The sequence below is a fragment of the Microbacterium oryzae genome (genome assembly GCF_030406385.1).
GTDB lineage: Bacteria > Actinomycetota > Actinomycetes > Actinomycetales > Microbacteriaceae > Microbacterium > Microbacterium oryzae_A.
Genome location: NZ_JAUEPM010000004.1, coordinates 1 through 20386, shown reverse-complemented (window position 1 = coordinate 20386; position 20386 = coordinate 1). Strand labels below are relative to the sequence as shown.

Here is a 20386-nt window from a genome sequence, read left to right as displayed (position 1 = left end):
CGAGGTAACGCAGGCAAGAGGTGGCGTTACCTTTCTGTGATTTCCTCACCGGCGCAAAGGAAGGGCTCAGGAACTCAGTCGGAACGCAGCACGGTGGGCTCTCTGCGATCACGAGAGCATGCCGCGATCAGGGCGACTGTGCCGACATGGTCCGTGCTGAGGTACTCGGCCTCGAGGAGCTGCGTGAGGTTCGCCGTCGCGCCGGCGAGCGCTGCGCCGGCGGATCGCACGCTCGGGTTCTGCGCCCGCTCGGCCGCCGATGCCAATCGCCATGCCGACGCCATCGCGGGAGCGAGTCCCGTCGATCGGTCCGCGTCCACGAAGTAGTAGGTCTCCCCGTTCTGCGTGAGATCGGCGCGCGCCTGCGCGAGAGTCCCGGCGAGCTCGGTGAGCACGATCGCGTCGGCGTCACGCTCCTCGCCGTGGCGCAAGCGCGCGAGGAAGCCTGCGCGGATGAGATTCCCGAGCGTCAGGGCGGCTGTTCGTCGTCTGTTCAGCGCGGGATAGAGCTGCATGATCCACGACACGCACGCCGTGAAGAGGACGAAGCCGGTGAGGGCTTCCAGCGGTGCGAGGATGCGCAGCGCGGGATGGGTGGGGACCACGTCGCCGAATCCGAGGGTGGTGAGCGCGACGAGGGAGAGATAGACGGACTCGAAGAAGGGGGGATAGTGAGAGGGATCGACCCCGGTGGAGTACGCGAAGCCGGCGGGCACCTGTGGAAGGTAGACCAGCGCCCATCCGATGACCTGCAGGAGGACCCACATCGCGATCACCGCAATGATGCCGACGGGCCCGGTCATCGGGGACGGCCACCTGCGCAGCCTGCGCGACAGCCGCCACGTCCCCCTCATCGCGAACCCGCTCAGACGCCCCTGCCCTGCGGGATGGAAGAGGTTGTGGAAGACGTCGTCCAGGCACAGGAGGATGAGTGCCGCGCCCAGGATGCCGCTGAGCACGTTCAGGATCTCGAGACCCGACATCTGCGCGCTCCGTTCTCTTCTGTGCCTGGTGCAGCGCGACGGCTCACGCGAGGTTACGGGTGCGGAGCGTGCCGTCCGAAGGGGGTTGCCGTCCTCCAGAGGCGTAGAGTAGGGCCGCGATCGGCGAGGGGACTGAGGTGGGGAAGAACCTGGAGATACCGCTCGGCGACCGGGAGCTCATCCTCCACAACCGCTACGAGACGCTCTCCATCGTCAACGACGTGATGGTGGCGTTGTGGTTCATCATCGGCAGCGTGCTCTTCTTCAGCGAGGCCACGACCACGGCGGGAACGTGGCTGTTCCTCATCGGGTCGGTGGAGCTGCTGATCCGGCCGGTCATCCGGCTCACGAGGAATGTCCACATCGGCGCACCCTCCGGGCGGGGGAGCACGAATGACTTCTAGCTGCTGCCGTGCTCAGGGACGTCGCGAGGCGCTCCGCGCCCTGGCTCGCCGTGCACGCGGTGCGCGGCGATGCCGCGGAGGGGTCATCATGGCAGGAAGCGCAATACATCCGGAGTGAGGTGCCCGAATGACCGATGAGGCTCAGTCCGACCAGCCGACCCACACGCCCGGGGAGGGGCGGCGGCGCGTCGCCGCCGTCGTCTACAACCCGATCAAGGTGGACCTGCCCGCCATCCAGGAGGTCGTCGCCGCGGAGCAGGCCGCGGCGGGGTGGGGCGAGACGCTCTGGTTCGAGACCACGGCGGAGGACCCCGGCAAGGGCGCGACTGACGCGGCGCTCGCCGAGAACGTCGACATGATCATCGTCGCCGGGGGCGACGGCACCGTGCGCGCGGTCGCCGAAGCGGTGAGCGAGCACGACGTGTCACTGGCGCTGCTGCCATCCGGCACCGGGAACCTGCTCGCCCGCAACCTCAAGCTGACCCTCGACGACCTCGAGCACTCGATCCACTCGGCGTTCACCGGCGACGACAGGCAGATCGATCTCGCGATGGTCGAGATCCGCCGTGAGGACTCCCGCACCGACCGGCACGCCTACCTCGTGATGGCGGGCTTCGGGCTCGATGCGAAGATGCTCGCCCACACCGACGACGAGTTGAAGGCGAAGATCGGCTGGCTCGCGTATGTGAAGGCGATCGTGCTCGCGCTGCGTGACAAGAATCAGCTGCGCATCCGATACAAGCTGGACGCCGAGCGCACCCGCTCGATGCGCGCGCACACCGTCATCATCGGCAACTGCGGTTCGCTGCAGGCCAACGTGCTGCTGCTGCCCGATGCCGCCGTCGACGACGGGCAGCTCGACATCGTGCTGCTCCGTCCAGAGGGGATCGTCAGCTGGGCGCAGATCGCCAGCAAGATCATCTGGGAGAACGGTGTTCTCAGTCGCACCCGGCTGGGGCGCAAGTTCCGGACGAAGGAGGTGGAGGCGCTGAACTACATCAGGGGCGAGCGCTTCACGATGACCGTGAGCCGGCCCGAGCTGATCGAGCTCGACGGCGACGAATTCGGCCGCGCCACCGCCATCCGCACGTGGGTGGAGCCCGGAAAGCTCACCGTGCGCGTGCCCGCGGAATCGAGCGACTAGAAGGGCTCCGCGGGCAGCCCGGGCTGCAGGTCGTCGAGCCGTCGTCCAGCGAGGCGCCCCGCGTCAGCGGTTCCGTCGAGCCCATCGTGGCGCCTTCTCCGGGCGCGGACCGACTCCGACGAGGAGCGCGGGGAGCACCGTGACGATGGGGAAGCGGCGCACGATCGACGCGAGCCGCGGTGAGGCCGCGACGCGCTCGCCGCGGAGGGCGGGCTCGATGATGCGCGCGTGCATGACCCGCTGCAGGCTCTGGATGATCACGGTCGGGAGGATGCGCCGCCGCTGCACGCGAGCCAGCACACGGTCTGCTCGCCGCTCCCGCATCTCGCCCCGGCGCAGCGGTCCCGCGACGATGCGCGCGGTCGCGACGGCGTCCTGGATGGCGAGGTTGATCCCCACTCCTCCCACTGGCGACATCGCGTGAGCGGCGTCGCCGATGCAGAGCACGCCCGGCGCGTGCCAGCGGCGCAATCGGTCGAGGCGCACGCCGAGGAGCTTCACGTCGTCCATGGAGGCGATGGCATCGACGTCGTCGGCGAGCTCGGGAAAGAGCGCCGCGCTCTCGGCGCGGAAGGCTTCGATGCCCCGAGCCCGGACCTCCGCGTCCGTCCCCTTCCTGCCGAGCGCGGCAGCCTGCACGTATCCGTCGCGAGGGATGGCGATGGCCGCTGAGCCGTCTTTCATGCGCGGGAGCAGGGATTCCCGGAGGTGCCGCTCGGTGGGGATCCGGTACCACCAGACGTCGAATCCGACCGTGTGCTCCCTCACGGGGAAGCCGACCGCGCGGCGGACCGTCGAGGTGCGGCCGTCGCACGCCACCGTCAGGTCCGCGAGGACCTGGCCGGTGCCGGACGGCGACGCGTACTCGACGCCGATGACGCGGCCGCCATCCCGCAGCACGCCGGTGGCCTCATGTTCGGTGAGGAGCGTGAAGGTCGGCTCCGCATCGCCCGCCGCCGCGAGGAGGTCGAGCAGATCCCACTGCGGCACCATCGCGATGTAGGGGTGGCGCACGGGCAGCCGGTCGAACTGCACGAGGGCGACCTCGCGGCCATCCGCCCCCGGCAGCGCGACACGGCGGACGCGCGAATGCGGCAGCGCATCGAACCGCTCGAAGAGCCCGAGGCCCTCGAGGAGATCCATGGTGGCGGGATGCACGGTATCGCCGCGGAAGTCGCGCAGGAAGTCCGCGTGCTTCTCCAGCACCGTGACCCGAACCCCGGCGCGAGCGAGGATCAGCCCGACGACGAGCCCCGCCGGTCCGCCGCCCACGACGACGCAGTCGGTGCGCTGCACCAGTGCGCCGCCCGAGCCCGCGCTCACGATCGGTCCGATCAGATGAGCGCGGTGCCCTGGAAGAGCGTCTGCGTCGCACCGCCGACCCAGACCGCACCGTCCTCGTCGGCCGTGATCGCGATGTCGCCGGCCCGACCCAGGCGCTTGCCCTGCGAGACCCGGTAGGTGTCAGAGGCTTCTCCGCTGCGGATGAGCCACTGCGCGACGGAGGCGTTCATCGACCCGCACACGGGATCCTCGGCGACGCCGATCGCGGGCGCGAACGAGCGCAGCTCGAAGGCGTGGGAAGATCCGGGCGGGTAGGCGCCGACCGCGCCGACCATGGCGTCCGGGATGAGCGAGAGGTCGGGGTCGAGCGCGAGCACCGCGTCTGCCGAGCTCAGACGCAGCACCGCCCATCCCGGGCCGTTGTCGACCCACTGGTGATCGACGACGTCCTCGCGGGCGACCCCGAACGCTCGGATGAGCAGCTCGAGGTGGTCGTCGTCCAGCGCGCCCTCGCGCCGGGTCGGGGGAGCGGCGAAGGCGAGCTCGCCCGGTCCGCGCCGGATCTGCACCAGCCCGGCACCGCACTCCTGCACCACGAACGCGCCGTCCGCGGGTACGCCCCCGCTCTCCAGCCACGCATGCGCCGAGCCGAGCGTGGGGTGGCCGGCGAACGGCAGCTCGCCGCCCGGCGTGAAGATGCGCAGCCGGTAATCGGCGCCCGGCACCGTCGCCGGCAGCACGAACGTCGTCTCCGACAGATTGGTCCAGCGCGCGACGCGCAGCATGTCGTCGGCGTCCAGACCCTCGGCGTCGAGCACGACCGCCACGGGATTGCCGAGATAGGGCGTGGCGGAGAAGACGTCGACCTGCGCGAAGCGCCGCGAGCGTGACATGGATGGCCCCTTCCGGGTCGGGACGGATGGTCGCCTCCACGGTAGCTCGCGGGCGCGTTCGGCGCGGGGTGGTTACAGTCGCAGGGGTGACCGCCAGCCCCGCCGCCCGACGTCCGCTTCACCTCCGCGTTCCCGCTCCGCGCTGGCCGGAGCCGGCGCCTCTCGACATGGGCGACCCCGTCGACGGGGGCCAGGCCATCCGCCTGACCACCCGCTTCGTGGAGCGCGCCGGCCGGCCGTGGCTCCCGATCATGGGGGAGTACCACTTCAGTCGAGACCTCCCCGAGCGCTGGGAGACCGAGCTCCGGAAGATGCGCGCGGGCGGGGTGAACGTCGTCGCGACGTACGTGCTCTGGATCCTGCACGAGGAGACCCGCGGCGACGTGCGCTGGAACGGGCCGAACGACCTGCGCCGCTTCGTCGAGACCGCGCACCGCGTGGGACTGAAGGTCGTGCTGAGGGTCGGACCGTGGGCGCACGGCGAGACGCGCAACGGCGGCTTCCCCGACTGGCTGCAGGAGCTGCCCATCGCGCACCGCACCGATGACCCCGAGTACCTCGCCCTGGTGAGGGACTGGTTCGATGCGATCGGCAGGCAGGTGGCCGGGCTGTTCCACGACGAGCGGAATCCCGCGGCCCCGATCATCGGCGTGCAGGTCGAGAACGAGCTCTACGACCAGCCCGATCACCTCGCCACGCTCCGCGACCTGGCCGAGGCGGCGGGCATGCGCGCTTCGCTCTGGACAGCGACCGGATGGGGCGGGGCGCAGCTCCCCGCGCGGCGGGTGCTGCCCGTGTACGCGGGCTACTCGGACGGCTTCTGGGAGGAGTCGACCACCGGATGGCCGGAGTTCGGGAGGATGCACTTCACCTTCTCGACGGTCCGCGACGACCTCTCCGTCGGCGCCGACCTCCGCGATGCGCCGGCGACCGGTGTCGCCGCGGACGCCGCCGAGGACCCGTGGCCGTTCGCGACGTGCGAGCTCGGGGGCGGGATGCAGGTCGCGTACCACCGCCGACCGCTCGTGGACCCGGCGGACGTCGCGGCGCTCGCGCTCGTCAAGCTCGGCAGCGGTTCGGCCTGGCCGGGCTACTACCTCTATCACGGCGGCACGCAGGTGCTCGGCCAGCGCTCCACGACGCAGGAGTCGCAGGCGACCGGGTACCCGAACGACGTCCCGGTGCGTGACTACGACTTCTTCGCGCCGATCGGCAGCGCCGGGCAGCAGCGGCCGCACTTCCACGCGCTGCGGCGCCAGCACCTGCTCCTCGAGGCCTTCGGCGACCGCATCGCGCCCTGGCCGGCTGCCATCCCCGAGGAGAGCGAGGTGCGGTGGGCGGTGCGCGCGGGCGAGGAGAGCGGGTGGCTCTTCATCAACAACCATCAGCCCGCCGCCGCGCCGCTCGGCGAGGTGGCGCACGTGCAGTTCCGCGTGGAGCTCGCCGCCGCCGCTGTCGCCGTGCCGAGGGAGCCGTTCACCCTGCGGTGCGGCGTCTTCGCGGTCTGGCCGCTGCGGCAGCGGTTCGGCGACCTCCCGGCGGTGACCGCCACCGCGCAGCCCATCACGCAGGTGGCGACGGACGAGGGCGTCACGGTCTTCCTCGCGGCCACACCCGGCGTGCCCGTCGAGCTGCAGCTCGGAGGAGTGAGCGCGGACGAGGTGAGCGGCGCGCGCGTCGTGTCGGAGCAGGTGTCGGCGCAGGAGGCGGCGCAGGACGGCGTCGTCGTGACGCCGGACGCTCGCCCGGGTCTCGATTGCCGGGTCACCGCGCGCGGGACCACCTTCGTGATCCTCGATCCGGAGACGGCGGACACCGTCTGGAAGGGCACGGTCGCGGGCGAGGAGCGCGTCGTCCTCTGGCGGGGCGATGGCTGGTTCGACAGCGCCGGCTTCCGGGTCGTTCCCGATTCGGATGGCCGCCGGTTGCTGATCCACCCCGCTCTCACTCGCGAGGACGGCCGCTTCACGGACGTGCCCGTGGGTGGGGCGGATGGCCGGCGCGTGCTTCCGACGCCGTCCTTCGCTGAGAAGCGCGTCGCGCCGGTTCGTGTCGGCGGGTCGGCGGGACGGCTGTCGGCGCCGCCGGAGGAGGACTTCGAGGCCCTGGAGCCGGTGCGCGTGGACGTCCGCGACGAGTGGTTCGAGAAAGCGGAGCGCCTCGTCCTCTCGCTGCGCTGGATCGGCGATGTCCTCCGCGTCTCGGCGGGCGACCTGCTGATCATGGATCAGTTCTGGTCGGGTCGTGCGCTCGAGGTCGACCTGCTGCCGCATCGCGACCTGATCCGCCGGCACGGCCTGACCCTCCGCGGCTTCGCCTGGTCGCCGGAATCCGGTGTTCACGTCGATCCGCGCGTGCGCCCGCGCGCGACGGAGCCGCTGCTCGAGGTGCACGAGGCGTCGATTCACGCGGTGCGCTCGCGACCCGTCCGCTGAGTCCGCCAGCGCCCGTTGCCCCTCCTCTTTTACGGATGTAAGCTGTCTTACGTTCGTAAGAAAGGGGGGTGTCATGGATGCTCGCATGGTGCGCACGCGAGAGGCGCTCACGGCGGCGATCGGCGACCTCCTCGCCGACAGCGAGGACCGCCTGCCGTCGATCACCGACGTCTGCTCGGCCGCGGGGGTGAGTCGCCCGACCTTCTACCAGCACTTCGCCGACGTCTCGTCGCTGGTCCAGGCCGCGGCCGTGGAACGGCTGCGGGTGCTGTTCGACCGCGTCGTGCCCGATCCTGCGGGCGAGCAGTGGGAGGCGGCGATGCCCCGCATCGTGAGCGAACTCCTGGCCAGCCTCTTCGCAGACGCCGAGTTCTACGGCCGGGTGCTCCGCAGCTCCAACGCCCATGCCTTCCAGGAGCGCGTGGTGGAGTTCCTCGCCGCGCGTCTGCTGGCCTTCTCGCCGCTCGGCGACGCCGTCCGCGCGGGCGCCGACGAGCGCCGCATGCAGCGGTCGGCCACCTTCCTCGCCGCCGGCGCGACCTGGCTGGTCGTCGGATGGCTTCTGGAAGCCGAGCGGCGGCCATCCGTACCCGAAGGGGCCGAGGAGATCGCGGACCTCCTCGTCACCAGCATCACCGCCCAGCGCCGTGCCGCGGCCGACGCCGCATCCACGAAGTGAGGACCCTGCTGTGAGCGTGACCCGTGGCCTCAAGGGCAAGCTGAACCCGCGCAGCGCCGTCGTCTTCTCGGCGATCGCGCTCATCCCGCTGATCTACGCGGGGCTGCTGACATCGGCGAACGAGGACCCGACGCATCACCTCGACAGCGTGCCGGCCGCGATCGTCAACGAAGACCAGGGCGCCACGTCGGCCGATGGGTCGGATCTCGATCTCGGCGACTCGCTGGCCGATGAGCTGACATCCACAGACTCGGAGTCGAACTTCCGGTGGTCGGCCGAGAGCGCGGAGCAGGCTGCCGCCGATCTCGAGTCCGGCGACGTCTACGCCGTGCTCACCGTGCCCGCCGACTTCTCCGAGAACGTCGCATCGATCGGCGGCGACGATCCCGACGCCGCCGTCGCGGGCACGCTCACCGTCGAGACCAACGACGGCGCCAACCTCATCGTCGGCACCATCGCCGCCAACATCGGCACCGCCGTGACGGAGAGCCTGAAGGAGGAGGTCAGCGAGACCTACCTCGAGAACGTCTACCTCGGATTCACCGACGTCCACGCGAGTCTGCAGGACGCCGCGGAGGGGGCCGGCGAGCTCACGGACGGCGCGACCGACGCCGCATCGGGCTCGTCCGAGCTCGTGGTCGGACTCACGTCGCTGCAGGACGGCACCACGCAGCTCGCCGACGGCGCGAGCGACCTCGCCGCCGGCGCGGCCGACGCCTCGACCGGTGCGCAGTCGCTCTCGGCCGGCCTCGGTCAGCTGCAGTCGGCCGCCGCGGCCCTTCCCGACCGAGTGACGCAGCTCGACGGCGGCGCGCAGGCGGTCGCGACGGGCGCTCAGACTCTGCACGCCGGGCTCGGCGATCTCGTCGCCGGCGCCACCTCCCTCGACGACGGTGCGGGCGCGCTCGCGGCGGGTGCCGCGGACGCCGCCACCGGGGCGGATAGCCTCGCGACCGGCACCGCCTCGCTGCGTGACGGGGTGGATGGCGCGCTCGCCGGAGCGCAGCAGCTCGCCTCGGGTGCGGGCCAGCTCGCCGAGAGCACCCCCGCCCTCGGCGAGGGCGCCGACGCGGTGTCCGCCGGCCTGCAGAACCTCGTCGCGGGCTACGGCGCGATGACCGATGAGCAGCGGATGGCCGCGCTCACGCAGCTCGAAGCCGCTTCCGAGCAGCTCGCCTCGGGAGCGCACGCCGTCGACGACGGCGCGTCCGGTCTCGCGGCCGGTGCGCACGCGCTCGTGGGCGACGAGGCGTCCGGGCTGACCGCGCTCGACGCCGGCGCCGCTTCGGTCGCCGGAGGCGCGGCGGACCTCGCCCCGGGCACCCGCTCGCTCGCCGACGGCGCGGCGACGCTCCACGACGGCGCGGACTCCCTCGTCGCCGGCGCGCAGCAGGCCGCAGACGGCGCCGCCGCCCTCGACGACGGCGCGGGCCAGGTCGCGGATGGCACGAGCGCGCTGGTCAGCGGAATGGGTCCGCTCACGACGGGCATCTCCGATGCCGCGAGCGGCGCCCAGGAGCTGGCGTCGGGCAACGGCGCGCTGGCGGACGGGGCGAGCACCCTCGCTGCGGGTGCGGCTTCTGCCGCGGCGGGATCGAGCGAGGCGACGAGCGGCGCGCAGACGCTCGCCGATGGGCTCGGCTCGCTGGTCGGCGGCGCCCAGGCGCTGAGCGACGGCCTGGAGGACGGCGTGGATGAGGTGCCGACCTACACGGACGAGGAGGCGAGCTCGCTCAGCGGGATCGCGGCGACGCCGGTGACGCTCGACGCCGACCGCATCAACGAGGTGCCCGGCTACGGCTACGGCCTCGCCCCGTACTTCATGGCGCTCGCGCTGTGGGTGGGAGCCCTCGCCTTCTATCTCATGAGCTCGCCGCTGCGGGAGCGCCTCATCGTGCTGCGCCGGCCCTCGTGGGAGGTCGCCCTCCGCAGCTTCCTGCCGGGCGCGCTCATGGGGGTCGCGCAGGGGGTGCTGGCGGCCCTCGTGCTCCGCTTCGCGGTGGGGATCGAGGCGACGAACCTGCCAGGGCTCATCGGCATCGCCGTGCTCACGAGCGTGACCTTCATCGCGATCAACCAGGCGCTCATCGCCCTGCTGGATGCGCCGGGTCGTTTCCTCGCGCTCCTCATGATCGTGCTGCAGCTCTCGTCCGCGGGCGGCACGTATCCGATCGAGACCGCGCCCGCGTTCTTCCAGACGATCCACGGCGTGCTTCCGCTGACCTACAGCGTGGAGGCGTTCCGCTCCCTCATCGCCGGCGGCGCGATCGGTGTCGCGCAGTCCGTGCTGGTCCTCGCCTGCTGGCTGGTCGGCGCGCTGCTCCTCACCCTCCTCGCATCGGTGCTGCGCCGTCGGCGCGCGACGGGGCGGCCGACCGCGCAGCCCGCCCCGGCCGCGCCGGTGGGACCGGAGGTCGTGCCGGCGTAGGGCCGGCGATCTCCTCCGAGCGGATGACCGGAGTTCGTTCCGCAGGACGATGACCGCGCGGAGCGGGCACGGGAGGGTTGAGACATCGACCGCGCCGAAAGGAATCCCGTGCCCGCTCACCTCGTCCACTCGCCCCCTTCCCCCGCCGACGCGCCGTCTCCGCGCATCGGCGATCCGGCCTGCACGGCGCTGCAGCTCGTCGCAGGGTCGTTCGTCTTCCTGGGGGCGGAGTCGACGGCATCCGTCCGGTCGATCCACCTCGCCCCGAGGGCATGAGGGCTCCGGCGCTTCGCTGTCAATCCGACCCCCTCCGCGCGAGATACCGGCACACTGGAGGGGATGCTCTTTCGTCGTGCTCTCGTCTCCGGGGTGGTCGCCGCCCTCGCCGCGTCGCTCGCCTCCTGCTCCAGCGCCGCCCCGCCCACCGTCAGCCCCGACTCGCCGACGACCGCCGAGCTGCGTGAGCGTGCGACCTGCGCCGTGGACGCGCTCGCCGACCCCGAGGGCGTGGCCTTCGGCGTCAACCTCGACTGGGGCAGCCAGTCGGTGAGGGAGTACGCCGACCTCCTCGGCCGGGAGCCGGCGGACGTCGTCTCCTTCGTCCCGCTCCCGTGGGACGGCCACGAGCGTCAGTGGGTGCTGGAGGCGGCACAGCAGGCAGCCGTCGCCGGGTCCGCGCATCTGCTGACGATCGAGCCGCAGGATGGCCTGGCGGCGGTCGACGATGCGGCGGTCGCGGATCTCGTGACCCTGCTGCAGGAGATCACCGAGCTCGGCGTGCCGGTCGTGCTGCGTTTCGCACACGAGATGAACGGCTCCTGGTATGCCTGGGGTCAGCAGCCCGACCAATACGTCGACACCTTCCGACGGGTGGCGTCCGCCGTCCACGACGAGGTGCCGGGAGCGGCGATGATGTGGGCGCCGAATTACGGCGGCGGCTATCCCTTCACGGGCGGCGCGTACACCGCCGAGGCGGGCTCTTCCGCGGCGGAGGCGCTCGACACCGACGGCGACGGCGCCGTGACCGACGCCGACGACCCCTACGCCCCGTACTACCCGGGCGACGAGTACGTCGACTGGGTCGGCATGTCGCTCTATCACTGGGGATCCGCGTACCCGTGGGGCGAGAACGAGCTCCCGGAGGAGGGGAAGTTCGCCGCTCAGCTGACCGGGACCTACGACGGTCTCGGCGGCGACGAGAGCGGGGTGCCCGACTTCTACACCGAGTACGGGGAGCAGCGCGGCAAGCCGCTGGCCATCCCCGAGACCGCCGCGCTCGTCGTCGAGCGGGGCGACCCCGAGAGCGAAGCCGAGATCAAGCAGGCGTGGTGGCGCCAGATCTTCGCGCCCGAGACGCGCGAGGTCTTCCCGATGCTGCGGATGGTCAACTGGTTCGAATGGACGAAGCACGAGCCCGAGGTCGACGACACCGTCGCCTGGTCCGTCCTCGGCGACGAGACGACCGCCGCCGAGTTCGCCGCGGACCTCCCCGAGTGGCTGCGCTTCGCGGGCGACGTCGATTGCGACGAGTGACGCTCGATCGTCCTCACGGTCGCCGGGCTCGCGGCCGCAGCGGCACGGCGAGGGCGGACAGGACGGCCGCTCCCCAGAAGGCGGTGCGGAGCCCGGTGAGGTCCGCGAGCGCGCCCCACCCCGGCGCGGCGGCCGCCTGTCCGACCGCGAGGAGGAGGAACGCCAGGCCGACCCCGCGGGCGGGAGCCTCCCGGAACACCTGCGTGCTCCAGACGAGGAGCACCCCGGTCGCGGCGATGTAGACCGCGCCGAAGACGCCGGAGGCCACGAGGGCGATGCCCGCGGCCTCTGGCGCGAGGGCGAGCGCTGCCGTGCTGGCCGCCATCACGACCATGAGGGCGGACCACGCCACGTCCATCCCCCACCGGTCGACGAGGTCGCCGGCGGCAGCGCCGAGCAGGCCGCAAGCGCCGAGGACGATCCAGGCGATGGTGGCGGCGCCGCGCCCGGCATGGGCGCTCACGAGGTCCTGGCCGAACGTCCACATCGCGGCGCTGCCGACGCCCATCAGAGCGGCGGCCGCCCCGAGGCGAGGGGCACCGGGTGGGAGTGGCGAGGGCGAACGGGAGACGCGGGCGGACGAGTCGCGCGCGGCGGGGATGACGAAGGCGACCCACGCCGTGACCGCCGCGGCGGCCGCGGAGAATGCGAGCCACGCCATCCGCCACTGGTCGGCGACGACGAGCGCGACCGGACCGGAGACGACGACGCCGAGTCCGGTGCCGGCGTTGACGATGCTCTGCACGCGATCGCGGGCGGGCGAGGCGACGCGGTGGGCGACGGCATGCGCGAGCGGCGGGGAGGCGATGCCGGTGCTGGAGCCCGCTATGAGGACGCCCACGGCGAGCAGCGACGCGTCGGGTGCGAGGGCGATGAGAGCCGTGCCCAGGGTGGCGGCGACGCCCGCGCTCACCGCCGTGAGGCGGGATCCGAGGCGCGGGGTCGCGACGGTCGCGAGCGTCACTCCCGCGCAGTAGGCGACATAGCTGCCCGAGGCGATGAGGCCCACCGTGCCCGCGTCGAGGTCGAACGCGGCGCGGAAGCTCGGGACGAAGAGCCCGTAGGCGAACCGCGCCAGGCCGTAGCAGACGGCGATCAGCGCCAGCCCGGCCGCGGCCATCCGGATGGTGCCGCGGTGCGAGAGCGCGGAGGTGTCCGTCATGCGCACCTCCTCCTGCTTCACCGACCTGTGAAGTGCCACGCTAGTACACTGATCGGTGAAGTCAAGGGAGGTGGCACGATGACGAAGACGCAGCCGGCGATGACACCGGGCGCTCGCCGCATCCTCGACGCCGCCACGACGCTGTTCTACGAGCGCGGCGTCCACGCGGTCGGGGTCGACGCCGTGGCGGCGGAGTCGGGCGTCACGAAGCGCACCCTGTACGACCGGTTCGGGTCCAAGGACGCGCTCGTCGCGGCCTACCTCCGTCGGCGCGACGAGGAGTGGTGGGCGCGCTGGGAGAAGCGCCTGGAGGCGGCCGGCGCATCGCGCGTCCTGACCGTCTTCGACGCGTACGTCGAGGATGCCGAGCCGTCGGGGCGGGGCTGCGCGTTCCTCAACGCGGCTGCCGAGCTCTCCCCGGCGGACGCGGGCTTCGTGATCATCCGCGACCACAAGCGCCGCGTGCGCGCGCGGATCGAGGAGCTGCTCGGTGAGGACGGCATCGTCGAGCCGACCGTCCTCGCCGAGCACCTCTTCCTCCTGCTGGAGGGCGCGATCGCGCACCAGGGCGTGGACGGCGACTCGAGTCGCCTCCGGCGCGCTCGCGCGATCGCCGCCGACCTGCTGAGGTCGGCGGCGCCTCGCTCCTGAAGATCCCGTCGGGTCAGGGCTCGTCGCGCTGGACCGGCTCGAAGTAGGTCCGCTGCGTGGACTCGTCGGCCACCCGCACGCCGAAGCGGTACGCGATCTCGCCGCCGAGGAATCCGGAGGCGCCGACGACGAGGAACGCGACGACCGCCACGACGAAGCCCCAGACGCTCGGCTCGTCCGGCTCGCGCAGGCGCAGCAGCACGCTGCCGACGAAGAGCAGCAGGGCGAGCGTGTTGAGCACCATGTGCGTGAGCGCGACCTTGTGGGCGCGCGTCCCCTTGGCGATCACCGTGAAGTCCATCAGTCCGAGCACCGCGGCGACGGCGGCGCCGGCGATGCCGATGACGATGAGCCAGAAGGCGCCGGTGGCGAAGGCCTCGTCGTCGCGGGCGAGCGCGATGATGTCGAAGACGATCGCGGCGGTCCACGCGCCGATCGGAATCGTCACCATCATGGCGTGGAAGGGGTGGCCGTAGGGGCCGGCGAGGGCGGTGCGGGGGTGCTTGGCGGTCTTCATCGCCGATTCGCTCGGCGGGGGCAGTGTGGCCATGGTGTTCTCCTGTTCCGCGGGGCGGTGCGTGGAGATCAGGATGGCGCGAGCGCCCGACCACAGGAAGCGGCTGGACGAGCGGAGGGAACCCCGCTAGGTGGGTGACCTCGGCGGGGACGTGTCAACCCCCGTGGGCTCGTCTGCGCCGCCGCGTAGCATCGCCGACATGTCTGACACGAACCCCACTGGCGAAACCCTCGGCGCGACCGGAGACGCGGACAGCTCGGCCGAGAAGGATCCGTCGACGTGGGTCACGGGCGACGAGCCCATGACCGCGCCGCAGCGCAGCTACATCGACACCCTCGCTCGCGAGGCGGGCGAGGAGATCTCCGCCGACATGACGAAGGCGGAGGCATCCGAGCAGATCGACCGGCTGCAGGAGAAGACCGGCCGTTCCAACGACTGACACCCGGATCCGGGGGCGAAGAGGGCGCACGATTCCTGTGCGTCCTCTTCGACAGCCGCCGTCGATGCGACGAGGAGCTCGCAAAAGCATCTAGCGTCGAAGGCATGCACAGCTCCTCCGTCGATGCCTTCAAGACCGCGTTCCGCCTGCACCCCGCCGGCGTGGCGCTCATCACGGCGAGCACCCCCGAGGGGCCGGTCGGCCTCACCGCGTCGAGCGTCGCCTCGGTCGGCGTCGACCCGCTTGCGCTCGCCTTCTCGGTGACGCGCGCCCGGGGGAGTGCGGGCGGGATCCTGCGCGCGGAGACGTTCCTCGTGCACCTCATCACCGCGCGCGACGTCGAGACCGCGCAGGCCTTCGCCATCTCCGGGGCGCCCCGTTTCACCCCCGAGCAGGGGTGGGCGACCCTCGAGACCGGCGAGCCCCACCTGCCGAGCGCCCGGTACGCGCTGCGCTGCCGTCCGCTCAACATCACGCCCGTCGGCGACTCGTCGCTGGTCCTCGCGGAGGTGCTCGACGTCATCCAGGGTGAGGATGGCGACACGGTCGTGTACGTGGACCGCGCGTTCCGCACTCTGGCGCCGCTCAGCTCCTGACGCGCTCCCTCCGGTTCAGCGCCTCGGCCGCCTGCGCGATGCGCGCGGCCATCCCCGCGAAGATGGCGCCGTGGAACGGCAGCACGCTCAACCAGTAGAGGCGCCCGGCTAGTCCGCGCGGGAAGAAGACCGCACGCTGCTCGTACCGCGCACCCCGGCCATCCGGCTCGGCGCGCAGCTCGAGCCACGCGTCGCCGGGCACCTTCATCTCCGCCCGCAGCCGCAGCAGCCGGCCCTCCTCGACCTGCTCGACCCGCCAGAAATCGATGGCGTCGCCGACGTGCGCCTCGCTCCGGCTGCGGCGCCCGCGCCGGAGACCGACGCCGCCGACGAGCCGATCCATCCACCCGCGGGCCGCCCAGAGGAGCGGTGACGAGTACCAGCCGTTGTCGCCGCCGATGCCGATGATGATCGACCAGAGGTCCTCGGGGCTCGCATCCGTCTGGACGGCGCGCTCGTCGGTGTAGACGGTGCGTCCGGCCCAGTCGGGGTCGCTGGGAAGCGGGTCGCTCGGCGCGCCGCTCACCTCCGCGTCCTTCCAGCTCGTCTCGACGAGGTCGTTCTCGAGTCGACCCAGCGCGAGGGCGACCGCGCTGCGGTACGGCGTGAGGCCGTCGTCGGGCGGTGGGATCAGCGCGTCGACGTCGTGGCTCTTCATCACGCACTCGTTCTGCAGCGACGCGATGAGCGGCCGCGCGATCGCACGCGGCACCGGGGTCACGAGGTTCACCCAGTGCGACGCGAGACCCGGCGTCAGCACGGGGAGCGCCGCGATCGCCCGCTGTCGCAGCCCGGCCTCGAGCGCGTAGCCGTTCATCATCTGCCCGTAGCGGAGCACGTCGGGGCCGCCGATGTCGACGGCGCGGTTGACCGACGGGTCCACGCGCGCGGCGCCGAGGAGGTAGTGCAGCACGTCGCGCACAGCGATCGGCTGGATCCGATTGCGCACCCAGTGGGGCGCCGGCATGTACGGAAGCACCTCGGTGAGGTGCCGGATCATCTCGAACGACGCCGAGCCCGATCCGATGACCACCCCGGCCTGCAGGACGAGGGTCGGCACCCCCGACTCGAGGAAGGCGCGCCCCACCTCCACGCGCGAGCGCAGGTGCGGTGAGAGCTCGGCGTCGTCCGGATGCAGGCCGCCGAGGTAGACGATGCGCCCGGCTCCGGCCGTCGCGGCGGCGCTCGCCACGGTGCTCGCGGCACGGGCATCGGCGGCCTCGAAGTCCCGGCCGGCGCCCATCGAGTGGATGAGGTAGAAGATCACGTCGACGTCCGCGCAGGCGCGGGCGACGGCTTCCGCCTCGTCCGCGGACCCCTCGACGACGTCGGAGTCCTTCCCCCACGGGAACGCCGCGACCCGCGCCGCGTCCCGCGCGAGCACGCGCACCCGGTAGCCGGCCGCCAGCAGGCGTGGCGTGAGCCGCCCGCCGATGTAGCCGGTGGCGCCCAGCACGAGCGCTCGCGGCGCCGATCCGTCGGCTCGGGGCTGAGCGCGCAGGTCGGGCTCGCGCCCGGTCGGCGCGGTGAGATCCGTCATGCCGTTCACGCTAGGCGCGGCGCTCGGCCTGAGCGAGGGGTTGACGGCGGATGGTCGAGGTCGGTGCCGTGAGCACGTCGCGTGAGAGCATCGTCCTCGGTCGCGCCAGCGGCCATCCGAGAGGGGATGCCCATGGTCGCGACCTACGTGGATCCGGTCGACGGACGCACCTTCCCGCTCGCAGAGCCGCGCTGGCGCTCCGACGCGGGGCGGCCGCTCATGGTGTCCGCGCAGCCGGGCATCTCGCGCAGCGACATCGCGACGCGGGAGCGGTCGCTGTGGCGCTACCGCGCCGCGCTGCCGGTCGACATCGCACGGCCGATCACGCTCGGCGAGGGATGCACGCCGCTCATCGAGCGGGAGCGCGGCCGGCATCGCCCCCTGTTCAAGCTCGACTGGTTCCAGCCGACGGGCAGCTTCAAGGACCGCGGCACGAGCGTCATGCTGTCGTATCTGCGCGAGCGCGGCGTCGCGTCCGTCCTCGAGGACAGCTCGGGCAACGGCGGCTCGTCCGTCGCCGGGTACGCGGCTGCCGGCGGAATGGGGGTGCGGATCTTCGCGCCCTCATCGACCTCGCCGGCGAAGATCGCGCAGGTGCGCGCGTACGGCGCGGATGTCGAGCTCGTCGACGGGCCGCGCGAGGCGTCGCAGGAGGCGGCCATCCGCGCCGCCGACGAGGCGTTCTATGCGAGCCACAACTGGCAGGCACTGTTCCTCGAGGGCACCAAGACGCTCGCGTACGAACTCTGGGAGGACCTGGGGTTCCGCGCGCCCGACAACGTCATCGTCCCGGTCGGCGCCGGCAGCAGCCTGCTCGGCTGCTGGCTCGGGTTCCGCGAGCTGCGCGCGGCCGGTCAGATCGCGCGGCTGCCCCGCCTCTTCGCCGCGCAGCCGCGCAACTGCTCGCCCGTCGAGGCGGAGCTGCGTGGCGAGGGAGGGCGGCCGGTCGCCCCGACGATCGCCGAGGGCACGGCCATCCGCTCGCCCCTGCGGATGGCCCAGATCCTGCAGGCGATCGGCGAGACGGATGGCGACGCGGTCGCGATCCGAGAGGAGGAGATCGTCGCGGCGCTGCGCCGGCTGTGCGCGGACGGACTCTTCGTAGAGCCGACGAGCGCGACGGCGGCGGCCGCCTTCGACGCGCTCGTCGCGCGCGGCGCCATCCGAGCGGACGAGACGACCGTCGTCATGCTGAGCGGCTCCGGCCTCAAGGCCGCCGAGCGGGTGCGCGACCTGCTCGCGCAGCCCCGGATGCGCGGGGTCGAGGTCTGAGCTCACACGTCCGCGCGGGATCTCGCATCGAGCACGTCCGGCATGTGAGTCGTCGCCCAGTTCTCGAGGGCGCGAAGCGGCTCGCGCAGGCTCCGACCGAGTGCGGAGAGCTCGTACTCCACGCGGGGAGGGGCCTCGGCGAAGACGGTGCGCGTCACCAGCCCATCCCGCTCGGCCGCGCGCAGGGTCTGCGTGAGCATCTTCTGAGACACGCCCTCCACTCGGCGCGCGACCTCAGAGAAGCGAAGCGGGCCATCCTCGAGGGTGCCGAGCACGAGGACGGTCCAGCGGTCGCCGATGCGGTCGAGCAGCTGCCGACTCGGGCAGTCGCGTGCGTAGGGGTCCCAGTCCTGCTTCCCGTCCATGCCGCCTCGCTTACCTCGGGGTGACCAGGGCACCGGAAAGTGCCTGGTTTCCCACAGTAACCGACTCTCCTAGAGTGAGTAATGGCCTCGATCGAGGCCGCATCGACCTCAGGAGGAATCTTCCATGACACGCATCGTCGTCTTCGGCGGCACCGGCTTCGCCGGCTCGCACATCGTCCGCATCGCCGCAGAGCGAGGTCACTCGGCCGTCTCCTACAGCCGGTCTGAGCCCGCCGAGCCGGTGGCCGGTGTGGAGTACCGGACCGGTTCGCTTCTCGACGCCGACACCCGTGCGGAGGCCTTCGCCGGTGCGGACGTCGTGGTGAGCGCCGTGGCGCCCCGAGGCGAGATGGCCGGGCGCGTGGCACCCGCGCTGGCCGAGGCCGCCGAGGAGGCGCGTGCGGCGGGGGTCCGGCTCGGCGTCATCGGCGGGGCGGGATCGCTGTTCGTCTCCGAAGACGGTCCACGCCTTCTGGATGCCGGCTTCCCCGAGGAGTTCAAGCCGGAGGCGCTCGAGATGACCGAGGTCCTCGAGGCGCTGCGCGGCCGCTCGGACGAGCTCGACTGGTTCTTCGTCAGCCCGGCCGCGGGCTTCGGCGCCTTCAACCCCGGCGAGGAGACCGGGTCGTACCGTCTCGGCGGGGACGTGCTGCTCGTCGACGAGGACGGGGAGTCGTTCATCTCGGGCGCCGACCTCGCGCTCGCGATCGTCGAGGAGATCGAGAACCCGCGTCACCAGCGCGCGCGCTTCACCGCCGCGTACTGACGTATGCCCTCGAGGATGGCCGCCCACCACGTGGGCGGCCATCTCGCGTATCACCCGGGCAGGCCGAACCTCTCCGGGTCGACCGGACGCTCACGCACGGGGAGTCCGGCGACGACGAGCCGGTAGGAGTCCGTCACGAGCTCGCCCAGCATCTGCTCGTCCACATCGCCACCGGGGGAGACGGAGATCCAGTGGCGCTTGTTCATGTGATAGCCGGGGGCGATGTCGGGAAAGGCGGTGCGCAACTGCTCGGCGTCGTACGGGTCGGCCTTGAGGGTCACCAGCGGACGCTCCGCCGTGCCCATGACGAGAAGGAACACGCGCCCGCGGACCTTCAGCACCTCGACGTCCGGGCCGAACGGCTGCTCTCGGGCGACGGAAGGGAACTGCTCGCCGACCTCGAGTGCGACCGATGCGAGTGCGGAGGCGTCCATGCCCTCCAGTGTGCCCCGCGGTGGACGAGGCGCTACGGCGGCGGGCTCCGAGGAGGCAAGGCACAAGCGGGTGGCTGCGGCGCCGCTCAGGACCGCAGTGCTGCTCGCGCACCCGGCGCTGCTCGCTCGCGCGGCGGGGTGCTGCTCGCGCGCGGCGGGGTGCTGCTCGCTCGCGCGGCGGGGTGCTGCTCACGTGGTCGCGCATTACCTCGATCACCGCGCTGCCGGTCGGAGACCGCGCTGCCGATCCGAGACTGCGCGGCCGCACTGAGACTGCGCGGCCGCTCTGAGACAGCGCGGCCGCACGCGGGATGCGCGTGAACCGTGCAGGTCGGGAGTGAGCGCGCGGGATGGCGCGGTGCTTGCACTCGAGTGCCCGCGGTCGCTCCGAGGCTGCCGCGTCGCTCGTCGGCTGCGCAGTCGGTTGCAGGCAGCGCGGAGGCTCTGAAACTGCGCCGTCGCTCCGGGCCCGCGCGTGGCGGACGCTGTCCGAGCGCGAAGGTGCGAGGAGGCGGAAGCGGGGGCCGGTGTCCGCGCTGCCGCTCGGACACCGCCGGCGCGACACGCCCGGGGGCCTGGTGGGTTTGCGGGGGTGGGGGGCTGAGCGTAATGTTGTCTCTTGTCGCCGCCAAGCAGCGAGGTTGAGCCGGAAGGTTCCCCGCCCCAGGTCAGCGACACACACAAAACATAACTCCCCGGTTCGAGGCTTCTGGTCTTGTTGCGGGGGGTGGATGGTTGCCCCGGAGGGCCACGGCGGGAGTCGTGGGGCTGGGTGCGTCTGATCCTTGAGAACTCAACAGCGTGCACTTGTCAAATGCCAAATTATCCTCGGCCTGGTCTTTGTGACTGGGTTTGAGAATT

20 protein-coding genes are annotated in these 20386 nt (G+C 72.0%); 12 read left to right on the top strand and 8 right to left on the bottom strand.

Features of this window, described 5'->3' with window-relative positions; translation table 11 throughout:
- Positions 1 to 74: 74 nt before the first annotated feature.
- Positions 75 to 983: a potassium channel family protein gene (locus tag QWJ90_RS07700; protein ID WP_290107113.1), complete on the bottom strand. Its 909-nt coding sequence runs from the start codon at positions 981 to 983 to the stop codon at positions 75 to 77.
- A 137-nt stretch (positions 984 to 1120) separates the two neighbouring features.
- Here QWJ90_RS07700 and QWJ90_RS07695 point away from each other — a divergent pair, with 137 nt between their 5' ends.
- Both QWJ90_RS07695 and QWJ90_RS07690 read left to right on the top strand, forming a co-directional pair.
- Positions 1121 to 1387: a YrhK family protein gene (locus QWJ90_RS07695; RefSeq protein WP_290107112.1), complete on the top strand. Its 267-nt coding sequence runs from the start codon at positions 1121 to 1123 to the stop codon at positions 1385 to 1387.
- Between the two features lie 127 nt (positions 1388 to 1514).
- Positions 1515 to 2531, top strand: coding sequence for a diacylglycerol/lipid kinase family protein (locus QWJ90_RS07690; RefSeq protein ID WP_290107111.1), 1017 nt, complete (start codon positions 1515 to 1517; stop codon positions 2529 to 2531).
- Between the two features lie 63 nt (positions 2532 to 2594).
- Here QWJ90_RS07690 and QWJ90_RS07685 read toward each other — a convergent pair whose 3' ends face one another.
- Together QWJ90_RS07685 and QWJ90_RS07680 are read right to left on the bottom strand one after the other, a co-directional pair.
- Positions 2595 to 3854 carry an FAD-dependent oxidoreductase gene (locus tag QWJ90_RS07685; RefSeq protein ID WP_290107110.1) on the bottom strand — a complete coding sequence of 420 codons (1260 nt, stop codon included), beginning with the start codon at positions 3852 to 3854 and terminating at the stop codon, positions 2595 to 2597.
- A gap of 11 nt (positions 3855 to 3865) precedes the next feature.
- A complete protein-coding gene (locus tag QWJ90_RS07680) occupies positions 3866 to 4708 on the bottom strand; it encodes a PhzF family phenazine biosynthesis protein (protein WP_290107109.1) in 843 nt (280 codons plus the stop codon).
- A gap of 86 nt (positions 4709 to 4794) precedes the next feature.
- On the opposite strand from QWJ90_RS07680, the gene QWJ90_RS07675 reads away from it, so the two are divergent.
- The 5 genes from QWJ90_RS07675 (at position 4795) to QWJ90_RS07655 (ending at position 11783) form a co-directional block, all read left to right on the top strand.
- Positions 4795 to 7143 (top strand): beta-galactosidase, encoded by a 2349-nt coding sequence (locus QWJ90_RS07675; protein WP_290107108.1) that lies wholly within the window; start codon positions 4795 to 4797, stop codon positions 7141 to 7143.
- An 85-nt stretch (positions 7144 to 7228) separates the two neighbouring features.
- Positions 7229 to 7822 (top strand): TetR/AcrR family transcriptional regulator, encoded by a 594-nt coding sequence (locus tag QWJ90_RS07670; protein ID WP_290107106.1) that lies wholly within the window; start codon positions 7229 to 7231, stop codon positions 7820 to 7822.
- A 10-nt stretch (positions 7823 to 7832) separates the two neighbouring features.
- On the top strand, positions 7833 to 10250 hold the full coding sequence (locus tag QWJ90_RS07665; protein WP_290107105.1) for a YhgE/Pip domain-containing protein: 2418 nt from the start codon (positions 7833 to 7835) through the stop codon (positions 10248 to 10250).
- Positions 10251 to 10358: 108 nt separating this feature from the next.
- Complete coding sequence (locus tag QWJ90_RS07660; protein ID WP_290107104.1) at positions 10359 to 10526, top strand: hypothetical protein; 168 nt, start codon at positions 10359 to 10361, stop codon at positions 10524 to 10526.
- Between the two features lie 63 nt (positions 10527 to 10589).
- On the top strand, positions 10590 to 11783 hold the full coding sequence (locus tag QWJ90_RS07655) for a glycoside hydrolase family 26 protein (protein ID WP_290107103.1): 1194 nt from the start codon (positions 10590 to 10592) through the stop codon (positions 11781 to 11783).
- A gap of 13 nt (positions 11784 to 11796) precedes the next feature.
- Here the strand turns inward: QWJ90_RS07655 and QWJ90_RS07650 are convergent, their stop codons facing one another.
- Positions 11797 to 12945 carry a YbfB/YjiJ family MFS transporter gene (locus QWJ90_RS07650; protein WP_290107102.1) on the bottom strand — a complete coding sequence of 383 codons (1149 nt, stop codon included), beginning with the start codon at positions 12943 to 12945 and terminating at the stop codon, positions 11797 to 11799.
- Between the two features lie 78 nt (positions 12946 to 13023).
- On the opposite strand from QWJ90_RS07650, the gene QWJ90_RS07645 reads away from it, so the two are divergent.
- Positions 13024 to 13596: a TetR/AcrR family transcriptional regulator gene (locus QWJ90_RS07645; protein WP_290107101.1), complete on the top strand. Its 573-nt coding sequence runs from the start codon at positions 13024 to 13026 to the stop codon at positions 13594 to 13596.
- A 13-nt stretch (positions 13597 to 13609) separates the two neighbouring features.
- Here the strand turns inward: QWJ90_RS07645 and QWJ90_RS07640 are convergent, their stop codons facing one another.
- A complete protein-coding gene (locus tag QWJ90_RS07640; RefSeq protein WP_290107100.1) occupies positions 13610 to 14146 on the bottom strand; it encodes a DUF2231 domain-containing protein in 537 nt (178 codons plus the stop codon).
- A 166-nt stretch (positions 14147 to 14312) separates the two neighbouring features.
- Between QWJ90_RS07640 and QWJ90_RS07635 the strand changes: the two genes are divergently transcribed.
- Together QWJ90_RS07635 and QWJ90_RS07630 are read left to right on the top strand one after the other, a co-directional pair.
- Positions 14313 to 14552 carry a DUF3072 domain-containing protein gene (locus QWJ90_RS07635; RefSeq protein ID WP_290107099.1) on the top strand — a complete coding sequence of 80 codons (240 nt, stop codon included), beginning with the start codon at positions 14313 to 14315 and terminating at the stop codon, positions 14550 to 14552.
- 104 nt (positions 14553 to 14656) lie between these two features.
- Positions 14657 to 15148, top strand: a complete 492-nt coding sequence (locus QWJ90_RS07630; protein WP_290107098.1) for a flavin reductase family protein — start codon at positions 14657 to 14659, stop codon at positions 15146 to 15148.
- Here the strand turns inward: QWJ90_RS07630 and QWJ90_RS07625 are convergent.
- A complete protein-coding gene (locus QWJ90_RS07625) occupies positions 15138 to 16688 on the bottom strand; it encodes an SDR family oxidoreductase (protein WP_290107097.1) in 1551 nt (516 codons plus the stop codon). The genes QWJ90_RS07630 and QWJ90_RS07625 overlap by 11 nt on opposite strands.
- A 132-nt stretch (positions 16689 to 16820) precedes the next feature.
- Here QWJ90_RS07625 and QWJ90_RS07620 point away from each other — a divergent pair, with 132 nt between their 5' ends.
- On the top strand, positions 16821 to 17960 hold the full coding sequence (locus QWJ90_RS07620) for a threonine synthase (RefSeq protein WP_290107096.1): 1140 nt from the start codon (positions 16821 to 16823) through the stop codon (positions 17958 to 17960).
- A gap of 2 nt (positions 17961 to 17962) precedes the next feature.
- On the opposite strand, the gene QWJ90_RS07615 is transcribed toward QWJ90_RS07620, so the two are convergent.
- Positions 17963 to 18325, bottom strand: coding sequence for a winged helix-turn-helix transcriptional regulator (locus tag QWJ90_RS07615; protein ID WP_290107095.1), 363 nt, complete (start codon positions 18323 to 18325; stop codon positions 17963 to 17965).
- Between the two features lie 124 nt (positions 18326 to 18449).
- Here QWJ90_RS07615 and QWJ90_RS07610 point away from each other — a divergent pair, with 124 nt between their 5' ends.
- The gene (locus tag QWJ90_RS07610) at positions 18450 to 19091 is read left to right on the top strand and encodes an NAD(P)-dependent oxidoreductase (RefSeq protein ID WP_290107094.1); all 642 of its coding nucleotides are present in this window, start codon (positions 18450 to 18452) and stop codon (positions 19089 to 19091) included.
- Positions 19092 to 19141: 50 nt separating this feature from the next.
- Here the strand turns inward: QWJ90_RS07610 and QWJ90_RS07605 are convergent, their stop codons facing one another.
- Entirely contained in the window at positions 19142 to 19525 is a 384-nt protein-coding gene (locus QWJ90_RS07605) for an MmcQ/YjbR family DNA-binding protein (RefSeq protein WP_290107093.1), read from the bottom strand.
- Positions 19526 to 20386 lie beyond the last annotated feature (861 nt).